Genomic DNA, 15,870 nt, shown 5'->3' with positions numbered 1-15,870 from the left:
ATTAGCAAAATGAGTAGATTAGTATATAATTGTTACATACTGTTGTTCATTCTTTCCTCTTGCTCAGATTTCAAAGGAAAAAAAACAAAGATTGAGATCATTGATAATGATCGCCATTACTATCCGATTCTTACGGGACAAGACTTAGATGTAGTTTATAAATTTAAGAACACAGGGGATGTTCCGCTGCTGCTTACCGATATTATTACATCCTGTGGCTGTCTGGTCGTTAATAAAATCACGACGAAGAACGTTCCACCCGGAGAAGAAGGAGTGATCAGTCTGAAATTTAATAGCGCCAAAAACATAGGATATGCGAAGCACTACATCGAGCTTTATGGCAACTTTGCAACGACCGATAAGGAAGAGTTGATATTTGATGTGAACGTGGTTCCCAACGCATTATACACGAAGGACTATGAAGAACTTCATAAAGAAGCGAAGGATAAAAACGGAAATATTAAAGATATGGTCGATGGAAAAGAGAATAATTTAGGATATTATCTTAAATTAAATTAATTAATTGAATTATAAACGTCAAGGCGCTGCGAAGCCTTTAAAACTATAATCTGCGAAACAGAAACAAATAAAAACTGCGAATTAAATATTAATAGTAAAACAACCAAATTGTATGATTGCGAAAAACGAATCTTCTAACACGAAGGCTTACATGAGCCATGAAACAGAGGGCAAACTTTTAAATGCACTAAACGAATGGGAACAAGAACGCTACTTCCTTAATCCAGCGTGTTCCATTACATCAGCAGCTCGCGAAATCGGCTGTAATTCCAAGTATCTTTCCTACGTCGTAAACAAGAACAAAGGGAGTGATTTTCCAAACTATGTAAATAATCTGCGAATTTGCTTTTTGGAAGACTACCTTCGTAAAACCGAACAGGCACGAAGTTTTAAATTAGCTTATCTAGCAGCTTACTGCGGCTTTTCGTCCTACGGAAAATTTGCGAAATCAATTAAAGATCATCGTGGGCTTAATCCAACCCAGTTTATTGTTTATTTTGATCAAAACATTGCTTAAAATGAATGGGCAACCGTTGTAATAACGGTTGCCATATTTTTATTAGGCGAGGAGTATTTCCTGCGTATGTTTCTTGATGTTAGCTGAGATTTTCTCAATCGGTAGGTCATCCGAGTCCGAACCAAAGGGATCTTCGATCGATTCACCAATCATCTCCAACGTGGCAAGCACGTAGAAAATAAAAGGAACAGCGGCAATTACAAAATAGCCCATGGAAAATACCAATCCAATTGGGAGTGTCACTGTATACAAAACAATGAAGGTTTTGATAAAAGCACTGTAGCCTAACGGTATTGGCGTGTTTTTGATGCGCTCGCATGCGCCGGTTACTTCCGTAAGCGCAGTCAGTTCCTTATTGATCAAAATAAATTGATCACCCGATAGCTTTCCTTCTTTATATAATAAATTCGTCTTCTTATAGATTAATGCAGCAACCTGATTCGGGCCATGCTTCTTTTCATCCAATGCGTTTAGTTCCGGGTGCTCGACTTCATCCAACATGAATTTTGTGTAATCAGAACGCAGGTAGGTGTATAAGGTTTCGGCAAATAACGTGATGGACTTTCTATAAAAACTACGATTTACTTTATCAAGCGGATCTAGAAAAGCATTCATCTTAATGGCAAGGGTGCGGCTAGTATTTGTCAATGCGCCCCATTGCTTGCGCGCTTCCCACCAGCGGTCGTATGCAGTATTGGTTCTAAAAACGAGGAGCAGGGATAACACGAAGCCTAGAAGGTTGTGAACAGTCGTAATATTCTTTATCCAGCTCCGGTCGGAGAGTTTTAGATATTCTAATTCGAGGTATGCCAGGCCCCAGGAAACAAATATAGAAATGATAAGATAGGGTAAAAGACGTTTGAATATTTTGCTATTGTGAAGATAACTAATGGTCTTAAACCAGTCCTTGGGGTTGTAAACAATCATGAATAAATATTTTTTGACTATGCGGCAGAAATAGCCTATTTTCACGCAATATGTCAAAAAGCAGGAAATCTGGCAAGAAAAAAGTGCAAACAGATAAGCAGGTTCAACGTAAGTTGTTGATTTGGAGCATTGCCATTCCGCTCGCTTTAGTTGTCCTTATTTTCGCCATTCAGCATCGTGCCGGCATATCTTATCTTTTTGTAAAATGGTTCGAGAAAGGAAAGATCGAAAGGGAGGACTTATCTAAATACGATATCCGCAACAAGGAGCTCATGCGCCGTTATGATGATAAGATTTATGGCATTGACGTTTCCCAGTATCAAGGGGATATTTCCTGGGATGAGGTATTAACGATACATGACGAGTTTCCTGTAGACTTTATTTTCGTGCGCGCTACGATGGGCGAGCGAGCAAAAGACCGTGCATTTAAAGAAAATTGGAAAGCAATTAAAAAAAGGAATAAGTTGCGGGGAGCATACCATTACTTTCGGCCAAATGAAAATTCGACAAAGCAGGCCAATAATTTTATCAAAACCGTAAAGCTGGAGTCGGGCGATCTTCCACCAGTCTTAGACATTGAAGAGATGCCTAGAAACCAATCCATGGATAGCCTAAAAGTAGGCTTAAAGCGTTGGCTCAGCATTGTTGAAAATCATTACGAAATAAAACCAATTTTATATTCCGGAGATAAGTATTTTGCTGATTTCCTCGAAAAGGAATTCGAAGACTATACCCTATGGATTGCTAACTATAATTTCTGGGTCGAAAGACCTAAAAAACACTGGAACTTCTGGCAGTTCTCAGAGAAAGGATCCGTGAGAGGCATTAAAGGCCCCGTCGATCTAAATATGTACACCGGCAGTATCGAAGAACTCGAAGAGTTATGTATGAAGTAAATTTTAGAATTTAGATTTGAGACATTAGATTTAAGACATTAGAATTTAGATTTGAGACATTAGATTTAAGACATTAGAGCGTTGTTTCGAATGTCTGTCTCCAATCTTTGTTCTAAGAAAATTGTAGATAACACAATGTCAGGAGTTTGCTAGTTCTTATATCTAATGTCTAACGTCTAATATCTAAAAAATACAATGTCAGGAGTTTGCTAGTTCTTATATCTAATGTCTAACGTCTAATATCTAACGAAAAACAATTTCAGCACTTTGCTAGTTCTTATATATATAAAATCTAATGTCTCAAATCTAAATTCTAATATCTAAAATCTAATAAAATGGCAAGTTTTAACGAATTAATTCAAGGAAACAAAGTAGTATTAGTTGATTTTTCGGCAGCCTGGTGTGGACCATGTCAAACGCTAGCGCCAATCTTGAAAGAAGTGAAAGACGAATTGGGCGATGACCTGAGTGTGATCAAAATTGACGTGGATAAAAACCAGGCATTAGCTGCCAAGTTCCAGATTCAGGGAGTACCCACGCTAATTCTCTACAAAAATGGCGAGCAGGTTTGGCGTCAAAGCGGTTTGCAGCAAAAAAGCGAGCTGGTAAAATTGATCCGCAATCTCGGGTAGTATTTAGTAGTCAGTACTTAGTCGTTAGACTTCTGGTCGGCTACTGACTTCAATATCGCTTTCTCCAGCATCCTTTGGAGATATCACATACTATAGTTTAATCAATACCTTTTCATAACCCAATCATACCCCTTTCGGAGCGGCTATGATTGGGTTATGAAAGGGCTTTGTATTGGGTTTACAATGGGTTTAAGCAGACGAAGGGTCGACGACGCCTTGATAAATGTAGGTGCTGGATTTTGTGTTTGGATAGGTGAAGAAGTTGGTCTTCAGCCAAGTGTTTAAACGAGGAAGGAAGGAGGGATGTAAGGATTTGCAGGATGATTTGTCTTTGAACCAGGAAAGAAATAGTATTTAGTAGTTAGTACTTAGTATAAAGACCTATTGCGGCCAATATGGCCTCCCATTATACGGAATCACAAACATCCTGTCAATCCTTACATCCTTCCTGTCTTGGTTCAGAACAAACACTGCTTTTAAACGACAAATACTATCTCCTTGCCTGCAACAAATTCAAGTTAAACTCTGCTATTGATACAAAAAAAGGCGCCTTATCGGCGCCCTGCTCTAATCTCTTATATCTAACGTCTAATATCTATTCCCGCCCTAGGTCTAAATACTAACTACTAAATACTAACTACTAATCAATATTTGCCGTTTCATCGCTTGTTTCGCCTTGTACATTGACGATAAGCTTATCGATTCGGTGGCCGTCCATATCGAGGACTTCAAATTCTAGGTTCTTGTAGACTACTTGTTCACCTTCTTCAGGGATATGGTCGAGTAGGAGGAATACTAATCCTGCGACGGTCGTTAGGTTTCCGATTTCATCTTCATCGTCTTCCGTAAGGTTGATATTGAATAGTTCGATGAAATCGTCTAGTTGGTAGCTACCGTCAATCACATAGGAACCATCTTCACGTTGTCGGATAGTTTTCTTCTCATCATCTTCTGGCGAGTCGAATCCACCGACTAAGGAACCGACCAGATCGGCCATGGTGATAATCCCTTGTGGACTTCCGTATTCATCGACTACTACCGCTTGCATAACGCCGGAGGTCTTCATCGACTGCATAACATTGTATGCGTATGTGTTTTCATTGATGAAGGGGATCGGTTGCAGTAAGTTGGTCAGTTCCGGCTCGTCGCTTGTCAAATACTCCTTAAAAAGTGTTTTAATATGTACAACACCGATAACATGGTCGAAATTACCGTTACACACGGGGTATTCGGTATGTTCATCTGCAAGGATATAGGCTTTGTTCTCCTCGAATGATTTCTGTATATCCAGGTAGGTAATCTTCGATCGGTGTACCATCAGGTTGATCGCGCGTTTGTCACCAAGACTTAGCACGCGGTCTACCATATCGTGTTCAATTCCTTCGATAGCTCCGCTATCTACACCCTCGTCCACTAATGCTTTGATCTCTTCTTCTGTTACTGCATTCTGATTCGACTTAATGTTGAATAGTTTAACAATAAAATCCGTAGAGACACTCAGCAACCAAACAAAGGGCTTCACGATCTTGCTTAGCAAGTTCATCGGGACGGCAATAAAAGACGCGTACTTCTCTGGAATCGCCATACCGATTCGTTTCGGTACTAGTTCACCAATTACTAATGAAAGGTATGTGATAGTTAACACAACCACTACAACGGCAATCTGTGAGCTGTATGGTGCTAAGAAAGATACTTGGTTCATTTGCTCAGCAAGGAAGGTCGATATGGAGCCTCCACTGAAAAAACCTGTTAAGATACCGATTAAGGTAATCCCGATCTGTACCGTTGATAAGAAATTATTTGGGTTATCTTTTAACTCTAATGCTGTTTTAGCGCCTGCATTTTTCTCGCTCGCTGCTTGTAGTCGTGCCTTCCGGCTGGATACAATGGCGATTTCAGATGCTGACAGGATTCCGTTTAGGATGATTAAGATGAGGATAATGAATATTTCCGTGACCATATAAAGGCAAATTCGCTTTGATGTCCTAAAATACAAAAAATATACACATTGTTTCGTTTTAAATGCTATTTGTTGAGAATAATCATTAGATGTTAATTCGAGATTTACGTGTTATTAACAAATAAAACAGTGCAACCGTTTGATTGAAAAAAATATTTTTAATATTGGCGAGTTATGTAGATATTGCGAACACTTACTCAGAAATTATGAAATGAAAAGTGAAGTAATGTCAACCAATACTATAGAAAACAGCATTTTATCAGCAGAGAAATTTAAGATCGAGGGAAACATTGTATCCTCAGTTCCTTTTGGCTCGGGGCATATCAATGATACGTTCAAGATTGTTACTGATTCGGATAAAAAAGAGCAATACTTACTTCAGCGCATCAACCACCACGTTTTTCGCAATGTGGACGGCTTGATGGATAATATAGAGAGAGTATGTCTTCATCTAAAACAGAAACTTGCACATTTAGGGCAAGAAGAAGTGGCGAAGCGTACGATGACGTTAATCCCGACTTGGGACGGACAGCATTACTACAAAGACGAGCAGGGTGATTATTGGCGTGTGTTTATCCTCATTCCGGATACCCGCAGTTACGACATCTTAGAAACAACAGATCAGGCGTTTTCCGGTGGTATGGCCTTCGGTCAATTTCAAAAGCAGCTGAGCGATCTGGATCCTACATCTATAGTTGAAGTTCTTCCAAACTTTCATAATATCGAATTCCGCATGAACAATCTTCGCGAAGCGATTGCTAACGATCGTGTAAATCGAGTTGCAGAGGTTCAAGACTTGTTGGATTATATTTTCGAGCGTGAAGACAAGATGCGTACCATCCTTGAATTGGGGCGCGCAAATAAATTACCGCTTCGTATCACTCATAATGACACGAAGTTCAACAATGTTTTGTTGGACAGTAATGATCAAGTTCAGTGTGTTATTGACTTAGATACGGTGATGCCTGGTTATGTGGCTTATGACTTTGGCGATGCCATCCGTACGATCATCAATTCGGCGGCGGAAGATGAAGCTGACCTGTCTAAAATCGTATTAAACGTTCCATTATTCGAAGCTTTCACGGCAGGTTACTTGTCTGAGGCGAAGGAGTTTTTAAATGAAACAGAAGTTGAATCCTTGATTCATGGGGTTCATTTGTTGCCATATATGCAAGCGGTTCGTTTTTTAACAGATTATATTGACGGTGATACCTACTACAAAATCGCTTATCCCGAGCATAATTTGGTGCGTACGAAGGCACAATTGAAATTAGTTCAGGAATTAGAGGCAAATCATAAGGTTTTAACTGATATATTAGCAGCGAACTTAAATTCGAACTAATATGAAGACCCTTGAGATTGAAAAAATAGGCGTTCAGGAATTAATAGGCGATTACGCTTCTTTAGCGAAAACGATGAGCTCATTAGCATGGCATGATATCAATTCGGCGCCATGGCAAGCTGAATTTCCCTATATTCCATGTGTTCAATTTCAAGTGGCTTATACCGATCAGGCTATTCTCGTTCATTATTCGGTCCAAGAAGAATATGTTAAAGGGCAGTATATCCGTCCAAATGAAAATGTTTGGGAAGATAGCTGTGTAGAGTTTTTCATTTCCTTCGACAATCGAGAAACGTACTATAACGTGGAATTCAATGTCTTAGGGGTGGGGCTAGTTGGCTATGGCACTTCTGTCAAATCGGATAGAAACCGATTGAGCGCTGAAGAAATTCTTCAAATTAATGCATTCTCCTCGGTTCAAACGATTGACGGCAAGAAGAGTTGGCAGCAGATTTTGCAGATTCCTTTCAGTGTTTTCAAGGTTAATGCTGAAGATTTGAAGGGAAAACAAGCGCATGCAAATTTCTACAAATGTGGAGATGCATTGCCCAATCCACATTTTATCGCTTGGAATGATATTGACAACCCAACGCCGAATTTCCACTTACCGCAGTTTTTCGGCGAGGTGTCGTTTAAATAATATTATTTCTTTACAAACTTTTCAACCCAGTCGCTGAACGCTGCAACATAGTTCTTTAGAAATTTTGCAGTGTCTTCATTTGTCAATTTACCTTGCTCATCAAAGAGTTTCGCTGCATTCCCGATGTAAGCTTCAGGCTGTGCCATCGTTGGTACATCGACAAAAACTAAGGACTGACGCAAGTGATGATTCGCCCCAAAGCCTCCGATGGCGCCGATTGATGAACTGATTACTGCACCAGGCTTTTTAGCCCATTTCCCTTTTCCATAAGGGCGTGACGCAACATCGATTGCATTTTTTAATACGGCAGGCACCGAACGGTTGTATTCAGGAGTGACAAAAATTACCGCGTCTAAGGCCTCCACTTCGGCGCGAAAAGCTTTATAGCTATCCGGCAATTTGTCGCCCTCTAAATCTTCATTATAAAATGGCAGTTGTCCGATTTCGATAATTTTATATTCATATCCCTCGGGGGTTATGCTAATCAAATGTTTTGCGATTTTCTTATTGAAGGATTCTTTTCTCAAGCTTCCGACGAATAAGCCAACTTGTATCTTTTCCATAATAATATCTCTTTACATGTGCTAACAATTAATCGAGTAAAATGTTGTATAGTGGGTGATATTCTTTGTAATTTGAAACAATAAATTGGTCTATGAAGAACGAATTGGCGGATGTTTGGTTTTATAATCAGGGCTGGGAGCCTCATGATTTCCAAAAGAAGTGTTGGAATGAGATTGGAGCAAATCGTTCTGGAATTCTAAATGCGCCGACCGGTTATGGTAAAACTTTTGCCATTTGGTTTGGCGTTATTCAACATTATTATTCGGATGCTTATCAGGCGAAACTTGAAAAACAACGCAAGCGAGGGCTACATGCACTTTGGATAACGCCTTTGCGGGCACTATCTAAGGAAATACACCGGGTAACCGAAGGGGTTTCATTAGACCTCGATTTGGATTACCAGATCGAGCTACGGACGGGCGATACAAGTACCGCCGTCAGGCAAAAGCAGCGAAAGAATCCGCCGCAAGCCTTAATTACCACGCCGGAGAGTGTTCACTTAATTTTAGCAACCAAGCAAGGCCAAGACTTCTTTAAGCAATTGGAATTTATCGTCGTCGATGAATGGCATGAGCTTCTAGGTTCTAAACGCGGAGTGCTGATCGAACTTGCGCTGAGCAGATTGAAGAGTATTAATCCCAACTTAAAGATTTGGGGCATTTCGGCAACCATCGGTAATCTAGAGCAAGCCAAGGATATTTTGCTGGGTGCATCAAATAAAGGTGTTTTGGTCAAGGCACAGATCAATAAGAAGATTGATATACAGACGATCCTACCGGATAGTTTGGAGAAGTTTCCATGGGCTGGACACTTAGGTATTCGGCTTTTGGATAAGGTGGTCGATGTTGTCAATCAATACGGAACCACTTTAATTTTTACCAATACGCGTTCGCAAGCGGAGATATGGTACCAGCAGATTATCTCCAATTATCCGGAGTTTGCCGGCTTGCTCGCTATCCATCATGGATCTTTGAGTGATGAGGTACGCATGTGGGTGGAGGAAGCTTTACATGCCGGAAAGCTTAAAGCTGTGGTTTGTACCAGTAGTTTGGATTTAGGGGTTGATTTTAGGCCTGTAGACTGCGTTATACAGATTGGGTCGCCCAAAGGCGTGGCGAGATTTTTACAGCGCGCAGGACGCTCCGGACACCGTCCTGACGCAACGTCCATTATCTACTATGTCCCGACGAACTCTTTGGAGATCATCGAAGGAGATTCGCTCAAGTTTGCGGTAAAAGAAAAGATTGTCGAGCAACGAATACCCTATGTGCGTTCGTTCGATGTGCTGACGCAGTACTTAATGACATTGGCAGTTGGCGATGGATTTGATCCTAAGCAGATTTATCAGGAGATTACGAATACACATTGCTTTGAGTCGGTCAGTCGGGAGGAGTTCGATCAATGTATGAGTTTGTTGTTGCATGGGGGCAGTAGCTTGAAGGCTTACGATGATTTCCATCGTTTGGAATTGGTCGATGGGCTTTATAAAGTGACGTCAAGGAAACTTGCTATGCGACATCGGCTGTCTATTGGTGCTATTGTATCGGATTTGATGATGCGGGTAAAGTTCCTGTCGGGCAAGTATTTAGGATCGATCGAGGAGTCGTTTATTTCTAAATTGAATGTCGGTGATGTATTCTGGTTTTCCGGTCGACAGTTAGAGTTGATTCAGGTGATCGCTAATGATGCAATCGTCAAGCCTTCGCAAAAGAAAAAAGGCGTTGTGCCATCCTGGATGGGTGGTCGCTTTGCGATATCGCCGGATTTGGGCATTGCAATCCGCCATAGCTTCAGCAGTATCCACAAGAAATCGGGACAAAGTGCAGAGATTAAGTTTTTGCAGCCGCTATTTCAAGAACAAGAGCGTGTTTCGGGACTTCCGAAAGAAGATGAGCTGTTGGTGGAATACACAGAAACAAGGTATGGTTTCCATTTGTTTTTATATCCTTTTGATGGGAAGCTGGTGCATGAGGGGATGGCTCAGGTTATCGCTTATAGGCTAGGGCAAATTACTCCGGCAACATTCAGTATTGCCACAAATGAATATGGAATTGAGCTACTGAGTGACACCGCTTATGAGCTCAATGAGGATATTTTGAAACAGATCTTTTCACCCCATCAATTGCATGCAGATATCAATTCCGGTATCAACGTGCATGAGATGGCGAGGCGACGCTTTAGGGATATTGCGGGCATTGCAGGTTTGGTTTTTCAGGGCTTTCCCGGAAAGCAGATGAAGAGCAAGCATTTGCAAGCCAATGCAGGTCTTTTCTTTTCTGTCTTTTCAGAATATGAACCAAACAACTTACTTTTGCGTGAGTCTTATGACGAAGTCTTTGATTTTCAGCTTGAGGAGGGAAGGATGATAAAAGCGTTTGAGCGTATCGATAGTCACCGGATTATTTTTCGGAAACCGGAGAAACTTACGCCTTTCGCGTTTCCAATATTCTCGGAGTCGTTCCGCGAGCGATATAGCAATGAAGACTGGCAAAGCAAATTGGAGAAAATTAAAATGCAATTGATTGATGGCTAAGAAGCTTGTGTTGAATGGTTTAGATTGTTTTTTATTGCCACAAAAGGCGATGTATATCGCCAAACATCAACTACTTGTAATTTCAGATTGGCATTTGGGCAAGTTGAAGCATTTTAGAAAAGAAGGTTTCTTTGTTCCTGCCCCGAATGTGATGGAGGAGTTAAGCAGGCTTGATACTTTGCTAAATGCCCTGGAAGTCAAACAAGTAGTTTTTCTAGGAGATCTTTTTCATTCCAAGTTGAATTCCGACTGGGAACAATTCTGTATATATACGAAAGCTAAGCCGAATATTACCTTCACTTTGACTAAAGGGAATCATGATATTCTGGAGGATGCACATTGGGAAAGATCAGCACTCCGCATCGTCGATCATTTGCTGTTGGAAGAAGGGATCGTATTGTCTCACGAACCTTTGCTAGGTCTTGAAAGTCATATCATCAATGTGGTTGGCCATATCCACCCAGGCTGCCAAATATTTCTAGCTGGTCGGCAGAGCTTCCGACTTCCTTGTTTCCATTTAGAGAATAGGGTGCTCACTTTACCCGCATTTGGAAAGTTTACTGGCTTGCATATATTGCCCAAAACAAGCTTGACGAAAGTTTATGCAATCGTAGACCAATCGGTATTGGAACTTCCTTAATTAATGTATTGAGCCTTGTTGAAATAAGCCACGTACGGTTTTTATCGTAACGAGCAATTGCCCGTAGTGTCGTTGCGCATGTTCCGCGGCATGAAATAACAGACCTAACTGTGTTGTAGGAATCATCATTCTGCCGATGAATCGCTCCGCGGTTAGTGTGGAACTATCGATGTTCTTTAAAGCGTCTATCGCTCGTTCGACCGCATGATCGAGATTATCGAGCATTTCATCTACCGAGATATCTTGATTTGGGCTGTTTTCTTTGTCTAAGTATTCAAACTACTCTTCGGATAGGGATTTTCCCGCCGCATAGGTGAACATACGGTCAATTACTCCGGTGATATGCAGGATATGGAAGGCTGATGAAGCCATTCCAAAGGGTTTGATCCGGATGATTTGCTCATCCTCACTATTTAATAATTTGGGGACATCTTCGCTGACCTGCAGCAATGCATGGGCAACGGGTTGTAATAGTTCTGAAATGCCTTCAATAGGACCTCTCATCCAGACTTCTAGGTTTTGTTGATTTTCCATAGCTAAGGAGTTACGCTCTGTTTACCACCAAAGGTAATCATTGCCATACCGAAAACAATAACTAAGCATCCTAACACCTGTATCCAGTTCAACGATTCTTTAAACCATAGGGCCATAGCGAGTTGTACCGTCAAGAATGTACCTCCAGAACAAACCGCAATAACGATAGGCTGTGGGAAGTTCTTGAAAAGCTGTATCAAAAACCAGCTTGCTGATAGGATAATGATATTTCCGATAATCAAGGCAGGCCATTGAAATTTCGGATTGATACCTCCATATTTAAAGATAATACTGGAAACGATTTGAGATAGCCAGAAAGCGACGAAGTAGAGCAATTTTACCATAAGGTAAAGATAAACATACTTCGGAATATTTTTAATCTGTCAATTCGAAATCCGCTTCCTTAACGTCTCGGGAGTTTCCGCCAATAAATATCTTGAAAGCACCCGGCTCAGCAATGTGCTTAAGTTGTTGATCGTAGAACTTCAGATCCTCTTCCGATATCGTGAATTCGATTCTTTTCGATTCTCCTTTCTTTAGAAAGACCTTCTGGAAGTTTTTAAGTTCTTTAACAGGTCGTGTGATACTACCCACCATATCACGGATATAGAGCTGAACCACTTCTTCGCCATCAAAGTTGCCCGTATTCTTAAGTTCGATGGAGACTTTTAGGGTTTCATTCTTCTTGATCGTTTTTTTGTCCAGTATGATATCGCCATACTCAAATGTACTGTAGCTTAAACCGTATCCGAAAGGGTATAGGGGCTCGTTGCTGACATCAAGGTAATTTGAGCGGAACTTTTGGAACCAAGCTCCTTCAGCCAAAGGACGTCCTGTATTTTTATGGCTGTAGTATAGCGGAATCTGACCTACATTCTGTGGGAATGTGGCAGGAAGCTTACCACTCGGATTAACATCGCCAAATAATACATCGGCAATCGCTTTTCCGGATTCTGTGCCGGCAAACCAAACGTTTAATATCGCCGGAACGTGCTCATGCTCCCAGGTGAGCGTCAATGGGCGCCCGGTAAATAGCACCAAGACTACCGGCTTACCTGTTTTCAATAGGGCTTCCAATAAGCGTTTTTGACTCTCAGGGATATTAAGATCCGTACGGCTTGAGCTTTCTCCCGACATCTCCGAGCTTTCTCCCAGTGCAGCAACAATAACATCGGCACTTTCGGCAAACTTCAAGGCATCGGCGATGATGAGCGCCGGATCTCGCTCATCTCTAGGTATTGTTCGACCGAACATGGTCGCGCGTTCTTGAAGCGCTTTATCATCGGTTAGATTAGAACCTGAATGCGTTGTAATCTTTACTTTACTGCCTAAAGCTTCACGCATTCCTTCAACAAGACTTTGCGTATTGGCATGGTCTGCACTGACACTCCAGGTACCCGGCATATTTGCTCCAGTGTTTGCGAGCGGGCCAATGACAGCAACAGTTCCAGTCTTTTTAAGCGGTAGTGTTTGCTCATTCTTTAACAAGACAAAGGACTTCGCCGCGGCTTCTCTAGCAAAGATCAGATGTTCTTTTTTAAAGATTTCTTTCTTAGCGCGTTGCTCATCGCAATAGCGATAGGGGTCATCAAATAGCCCTAATCGGTATTTCGCTTCCAATACATATCGTACGGCCCGGTTGATATCAGCTTCGCTCACTCGCTTATCGTCCAGAGACTTTTTCAAGGTCGTCAGAAAACCTTCGCCGACCATATCCATATCTACACCGGCTTGCAATGAAAGGGCAGATACTTGTTGTAAATCACCTAAACCATGGTCTATCAGCTCATTTACAGCTGTATAATCGGTTACGACAAGACCTTTAAATCCCCATTCGTTGCGGAGTAAGTCCGTCAGTAGCCAACGGTTGGCTGTTGCCGGCATGCCATTGATATCATTGAAGGAAGTCATGACTGACATCGCACCAGCATCTAGCGCAGCTTTATAGGGAGGTAGATACTCATTATACATTCGATGCAGACTCATATCCGTCGTATGATAATCTCTGCCGGCCTCTCCGGCGCCATACAGTGCAAAATGTTTAACGCAGGCGAGCAATGTGTTGTTTTTACTAAGATCGTCGCCCTGATAGCCTAAAACCATCTCTCTTGCAATACGGGATGTTAGGTAGGTATCTTCGCCACTACCTTCTGATATTCTTCCCCAGCGCGGATCTCTGGAGATATCGACCATAGGAGAGAAGGTCCAGTTGATACCGTCGGCAGTCGCTTCGACAGCCGAGATACGTGCTGTCTTGCGAATCAAGGCCATGTCCCAAGTTGCGGCAAGACCTAATGGTATCGGAAATGCAGTTTTATAACCATGAATTACATCCATTCCGAAGATGATAGGAATTCCTAATCGAGATTGTTTAACGGCGAGCTCCTGCGCTTTTCGAATTTTTGCAGGTGAGCTCATGGAGAATATCCCTCCAATATGACCTGCTTTGATTTTACTTTCGACATCTGTTGAAACGACGGAGCCGGTAGTGGCTTCGCCACCCGTCACTAGGTTAAGCTGGCCGATCTTTTCCTCGATAGTCATCTTGGACATTAGCCCATCGATAAACTGATTCATCTTATTGTTATCCTGTGCATTTGCAATCAGTGAAAAAGCGATTAAACTACAGGATAATATGCTTTTACGGATGTTCATTGATGTTTTACTTTAGGTGTGGACTTTTGAATCCTAATTTTCTTAATCCTATTCTCACTTCTGGAGCATTCATAAATAAGTCCCAAATAAGACCCGTTCTATAATTTTCAATCATCACGACAATCGGACCCTGGTCAATCGCTAAATAGCGCTGTGGATACCAATTGTTAGTCTCGCTGAAGGCATCATAGAAGCCATATTTGCCCCAAACCTTATCGCCAAGATTATTGAAAAGATACTTTGCGAATGCTATACTTTCCTTCGGCGTATACGGCATGGACGCTAGAGCCGCAGTAGGAGTTACCACCGACTTATCATTATCCGGGTGATGAGCATCATATCCATTGATAGAATAGCTAGCTGTCCATCCCCAAGCTTTATCCGCTCCATATCCCACATATTTCTTTGGATTTGCTTCTGCATATGCAATATTGATCTTTGCATGATTCACTACAGCATCTTCATAGGACACGTATTTATCAGAGAGTCCTCGCGGATCTAAGCCTAAGAAGGAATACTGCGCCCAAAATAATGGACCTACTTCACCAGGGCGCGAGTTATGTTTTACTACGGTTGGGATGTCGAACTTCTTGATATCGGATTTGATCTTACCGTTCCTTGCCCATCCTTGATAATAGACCGAAGAATCTATCGCATGGGTGGGTGAGGATGCCGCCAAGACATAGCTTATCAAACACTCATCATAACCTTCGATCGCATGGTTCATTCCAAACTCATGGACTGGGCTCCAGTGCCAGAACAGCACGTTCTTGCCGTTTGTATAATGCTTCCAATTGATTCCTCTCCAAAGGTTATCTGCTTTCTTGGCAATTTCTCGCTGTGTTTCAGTTCCCTCGTTGAAATATTCGCGCACAACAAGAAGCCCCTGAGCGAGGAAGGCCGTTTCTACGATGTCGCCACCATTGTCCTTTTCACTAAAGGCTTTCACTTCGCCGACATTGCCATGGTACCAGTGTGCCCATGCGCCTTGAAATCTCGGGATACGAGTCAGATAATCCATAATTCGGTGGAGGCGTTCTTCTCCTTCGCTCTTACTGATAAAGCCCCGCTTCATACCGACAACCAAACTCATCAAGCCGAATCCACTACCGCCTATGGTGATCACATTGCGGTCATTCTGTGGGTATTCACCGTCGATATGGATGCGCTCGCGAGCGAGTCCTGTAATGGGCTCGGCGCCCTCCCAGAAATATTGGAAAGTCTGGCTTTGAATCTTCGTCAGCAATGAGTCGTTCATAGATGTCAGACTGTCTTTACGGACATTGCTATCCTGTTCGTGATTGTTGTTCTTAATCTGGCAGGACTCAAAGTTCAATGCCATTAGTAAGATGCCAGAAAAGGTAAATGCTTTTATTGTCATATGTTATTTGTAGATATAAAGCCTCCTCTGATCCGGAGGAATCCCATAATCGGTAATTCTGCATGTCATGCAGATTAACAATAAACAAAGATGTCTTCTATTAGTTTGAAAAGGAAATTTTCGTCGTTCT

The 15,870-nt window shown here is 41.8% G+C and carries 16 protein-coding genes; 8 read left to right on the top strand and 8 right to left on the bottom strand.

Annotated elements, in window-relative coordinates:
• The first annotated feature begins 9 nt into the window (after positions 1-9).
• Both QYC40_RS07505 and QYC40_RS07500 read left to right on the top strand, forming a co-directional pair.
• Positions 10-519, top strand: a complete 510-nt coding sequence (locus QYC40_RS07505) for a DUF1573 domain-containing protein (RefSeq protein ID WP_301993320.1) — start codon at positions 10-12, stop codon at positions 517-519.
• 112 nt (positions 520-631) lie between these two features.
• A complete protein-coding gene (locus tag QYC40_RS07500) occupies positions 632-1,036 on the top strand; it encodes an AraC family transcriptional regulator (protein WP_301993319.1) in 405 nt (134 codons plus the stop codon).
• Between the two features lie 42 nt (positions 1,037-1,078).
• Here QYC40_RS07500 and QYC40_RS07495 read toward each other — a convergent pair whose 3' ends face one another.
• Positions 1,079-1,963 carry a bestrophin family protein gene (locus tag QYC40_RS07495; protein WP_301993317.1) on the bottom strand — a complete coding sequence of 295 codons (885 nt, stop codon included), beginning with the start codon at positions 1,961-1,963 and terminating at the stop codon, positions 1,079-1,081.
• Between the two features lie 50 nt (positions 1,964-2,013).
• Between QYC40_RS07495 and QYC40_RS07490 the strand changes: the two genes are divergently transcribed.
• Both QYC40_RS07490 and trxA read left to right on the top strand, forming a co-directional pair.
• Positions 2,014-2,859 (top strand): GH25 family lysozyme, encoded by an 846-nt coding sequence (locus tag QYC40_RS07490; protein WP_301993315.1) that lies wholly within the window; start codon positions 2,014-2,016, stop codon positions 2,857-2,859.
• Between the two features lie 335 nt (positions 2,860-3,194).
• Positions 3,195-3,491: a thioredoxin gene (trxA, locus tag QYC40_RS07485; RefSeq protein ID WP_301993314.1), complete on the top strand. Its 297-nt coding sequence runs from the start codon at positions 3,195-3,197 to the stop codon at positions 3,489-3,491.
• Between the two features lie 640 nt (positions 3,492-4,131).
• Here the strand turns inward: trxA and QYC40_RS07480 are convergent.
• Positions 4,132-5,451, bottom strand: coding sequence for a hemolysin family protein (locus QYC40_RS07480; protein ID WP_301993313.1), 1,320 nt, complete (start codon positions 5,449-5,451; stop codon positions 4,132-4,134).
• A 211-nt stretch (positions 5,452-5,662) separates the two neighbouring features.
• Here QYC40_RS07480 and QYC40_RS07475 point away from each other — a divergent pair, with 211 nt between their 5' ends.
• Positions 5,663-6,793 carry a phosphotransferase enzyme family protein gene (locus QYC40_RS07475; RefSeq protein WP_301993312.1) on the top strand — a complete coding sequence of 377 codons (1,131 nt, stop codon included), beginning with the start codon at positions 5,663-5,665 and terminating at the stop codon, positions 6,791-6,793.
• 1 nt (position 6,794) lies between these two features.
• On the top strand, positions 6,795-7,433 hold the full coding sequence (locus QYC40_RS07470; RefSeq protein ID WP_301993311.1) for a carbohydrate-binding family 9-like protein: 639 nt from the start codon (positions 6,795-6,797) through the stop codon (positions 7,431-7,433).
• A 2-nt stretch (positions 7,434-7,435) separates the two neighbouring features.
• Here QYC40_RS07470 and QYC40_RS07465 read toward each other — a convergent pair whose 3' ends face one another.
• Positions 7,436-7,996: an NADPH-dependent FMN reductase gene (locus QYC40_RS07465; RefSeq protein WP_301993310.1), complete on the bottom strand. Its 561-nt coding sequence runs from the start codon at positions 7,994-7,996 to the stop codon at positions 7,436-7,438.
• A gap of 92 nt (positions 7,997-8,088) precedes the next feature.
• Between QYC40_RS07465 and QYC40_RS07460 the strand changes: the two genes are divergently transcribed.
• Positions 8,089-10,530, top strand: a complete 2,442-nt coding sequence (locus QYC40_RS07460; RefSeq protein WP_301993308.1) for a ligase-associated DNA damage response DEXH box helicase — start codon at positions 8,089-8,091, stop codon at positions 10,528-10,530.
• Entirely contained in the window at positions 10,523-11,170 is a 648-nt protein-coding gene (pdeM, locus tag QYC40_RS07455; protein WP_301993307.1) for a ligase-associated DNA damage response endonuclease PdeM, read from the top strand. Before QYC40_RS07460 ends, pdeM begins: the two co-directional genes overlap by 8 nt.
• Here the strand turns inward: pdeM and QYC40_RS07450 are convergent, their stop codons facing one another.
• Genes QYC40_RS07450 through QYC40_RS07430 form a run of 5 tightly spaced genes read right to left on the bottom strand, consistent with a single transcriptional unit; the run spans position 11,171 to position 15,740 of the window.
• Positions 11,171-11,395, bottom strand: coding sequence for a hypothetical protein (locus QYC40_RS07450; RefSeq protein ID WP_367652322.1), 225 nt, complete (start codon positions 11,393-11,395; stop codon positions 11,171-11,173). It abuts the gene before it with no gap.
• A 54-nt stretch (positions 11,396-11,449) separates the two neighbouring features.
• Positions 11,450-11,674 (bottom strand): hypothetical protein, encoded by a 225-nt coding sequence (locus QYC40_RS07445; protein ID WP_301993306.1) that lies wholly within the window; start codon positions 11,672-11,674, stop codon positions 11,450-11,452.
• Between the two features lie 32 nt (positions 11,675-11,706).
• Complete coding sequence (locus QYC40_RS07440; RefSeq protein ID WP_301993305.1) at positions 11,707-12,048, bottom strand: hypothetical protein; 342 nt, start codon at positions 12,046-12,048, stop codon at positions 11,707-11,709.
• Positions 12,049-12,079: 31 nt separating this feature from the next.
• Positions 12,080-14,359, bottom strand: a complete 2,280-nt coding sequence (gene bglX / locus QYC40_RS07435; protein ID WP_301993304.1) for a beta-glucosidase BglX — start codon at positions 14,357-14,359, stop codon at positions 12,080-12,082.
• A gap of 7 nt (positions 14,360-14,366) precedes the next feature.
• Positions 14,367-15,740, bottom strand: a complete 1,374-nt coding sequence (locus QYC40_RS07430) for a glucoamylase family protein (RefSeq protein WP_301993303.1) — start codon at positions 15,738-15,740, stop codon at positions 14,367-14,369.
• Positions 15,741-15,870: the final 130 nt, after the last annotated feature.

Source organism: Sphingobacterium sp. BN32, from assembly GCF_030503615.1.
In the GTDB taxonomy this organism is placed as follows: Bacteria; Bacteroidota; Bacteroidia; order Sphingobacteriales; family Sphingobacteriaceae; genus Sphingobacterium.
Note: the sequence above shows the minus strand (reverse complement) of the source record. Positions and strands in the feature narration are given on the sequence as shown.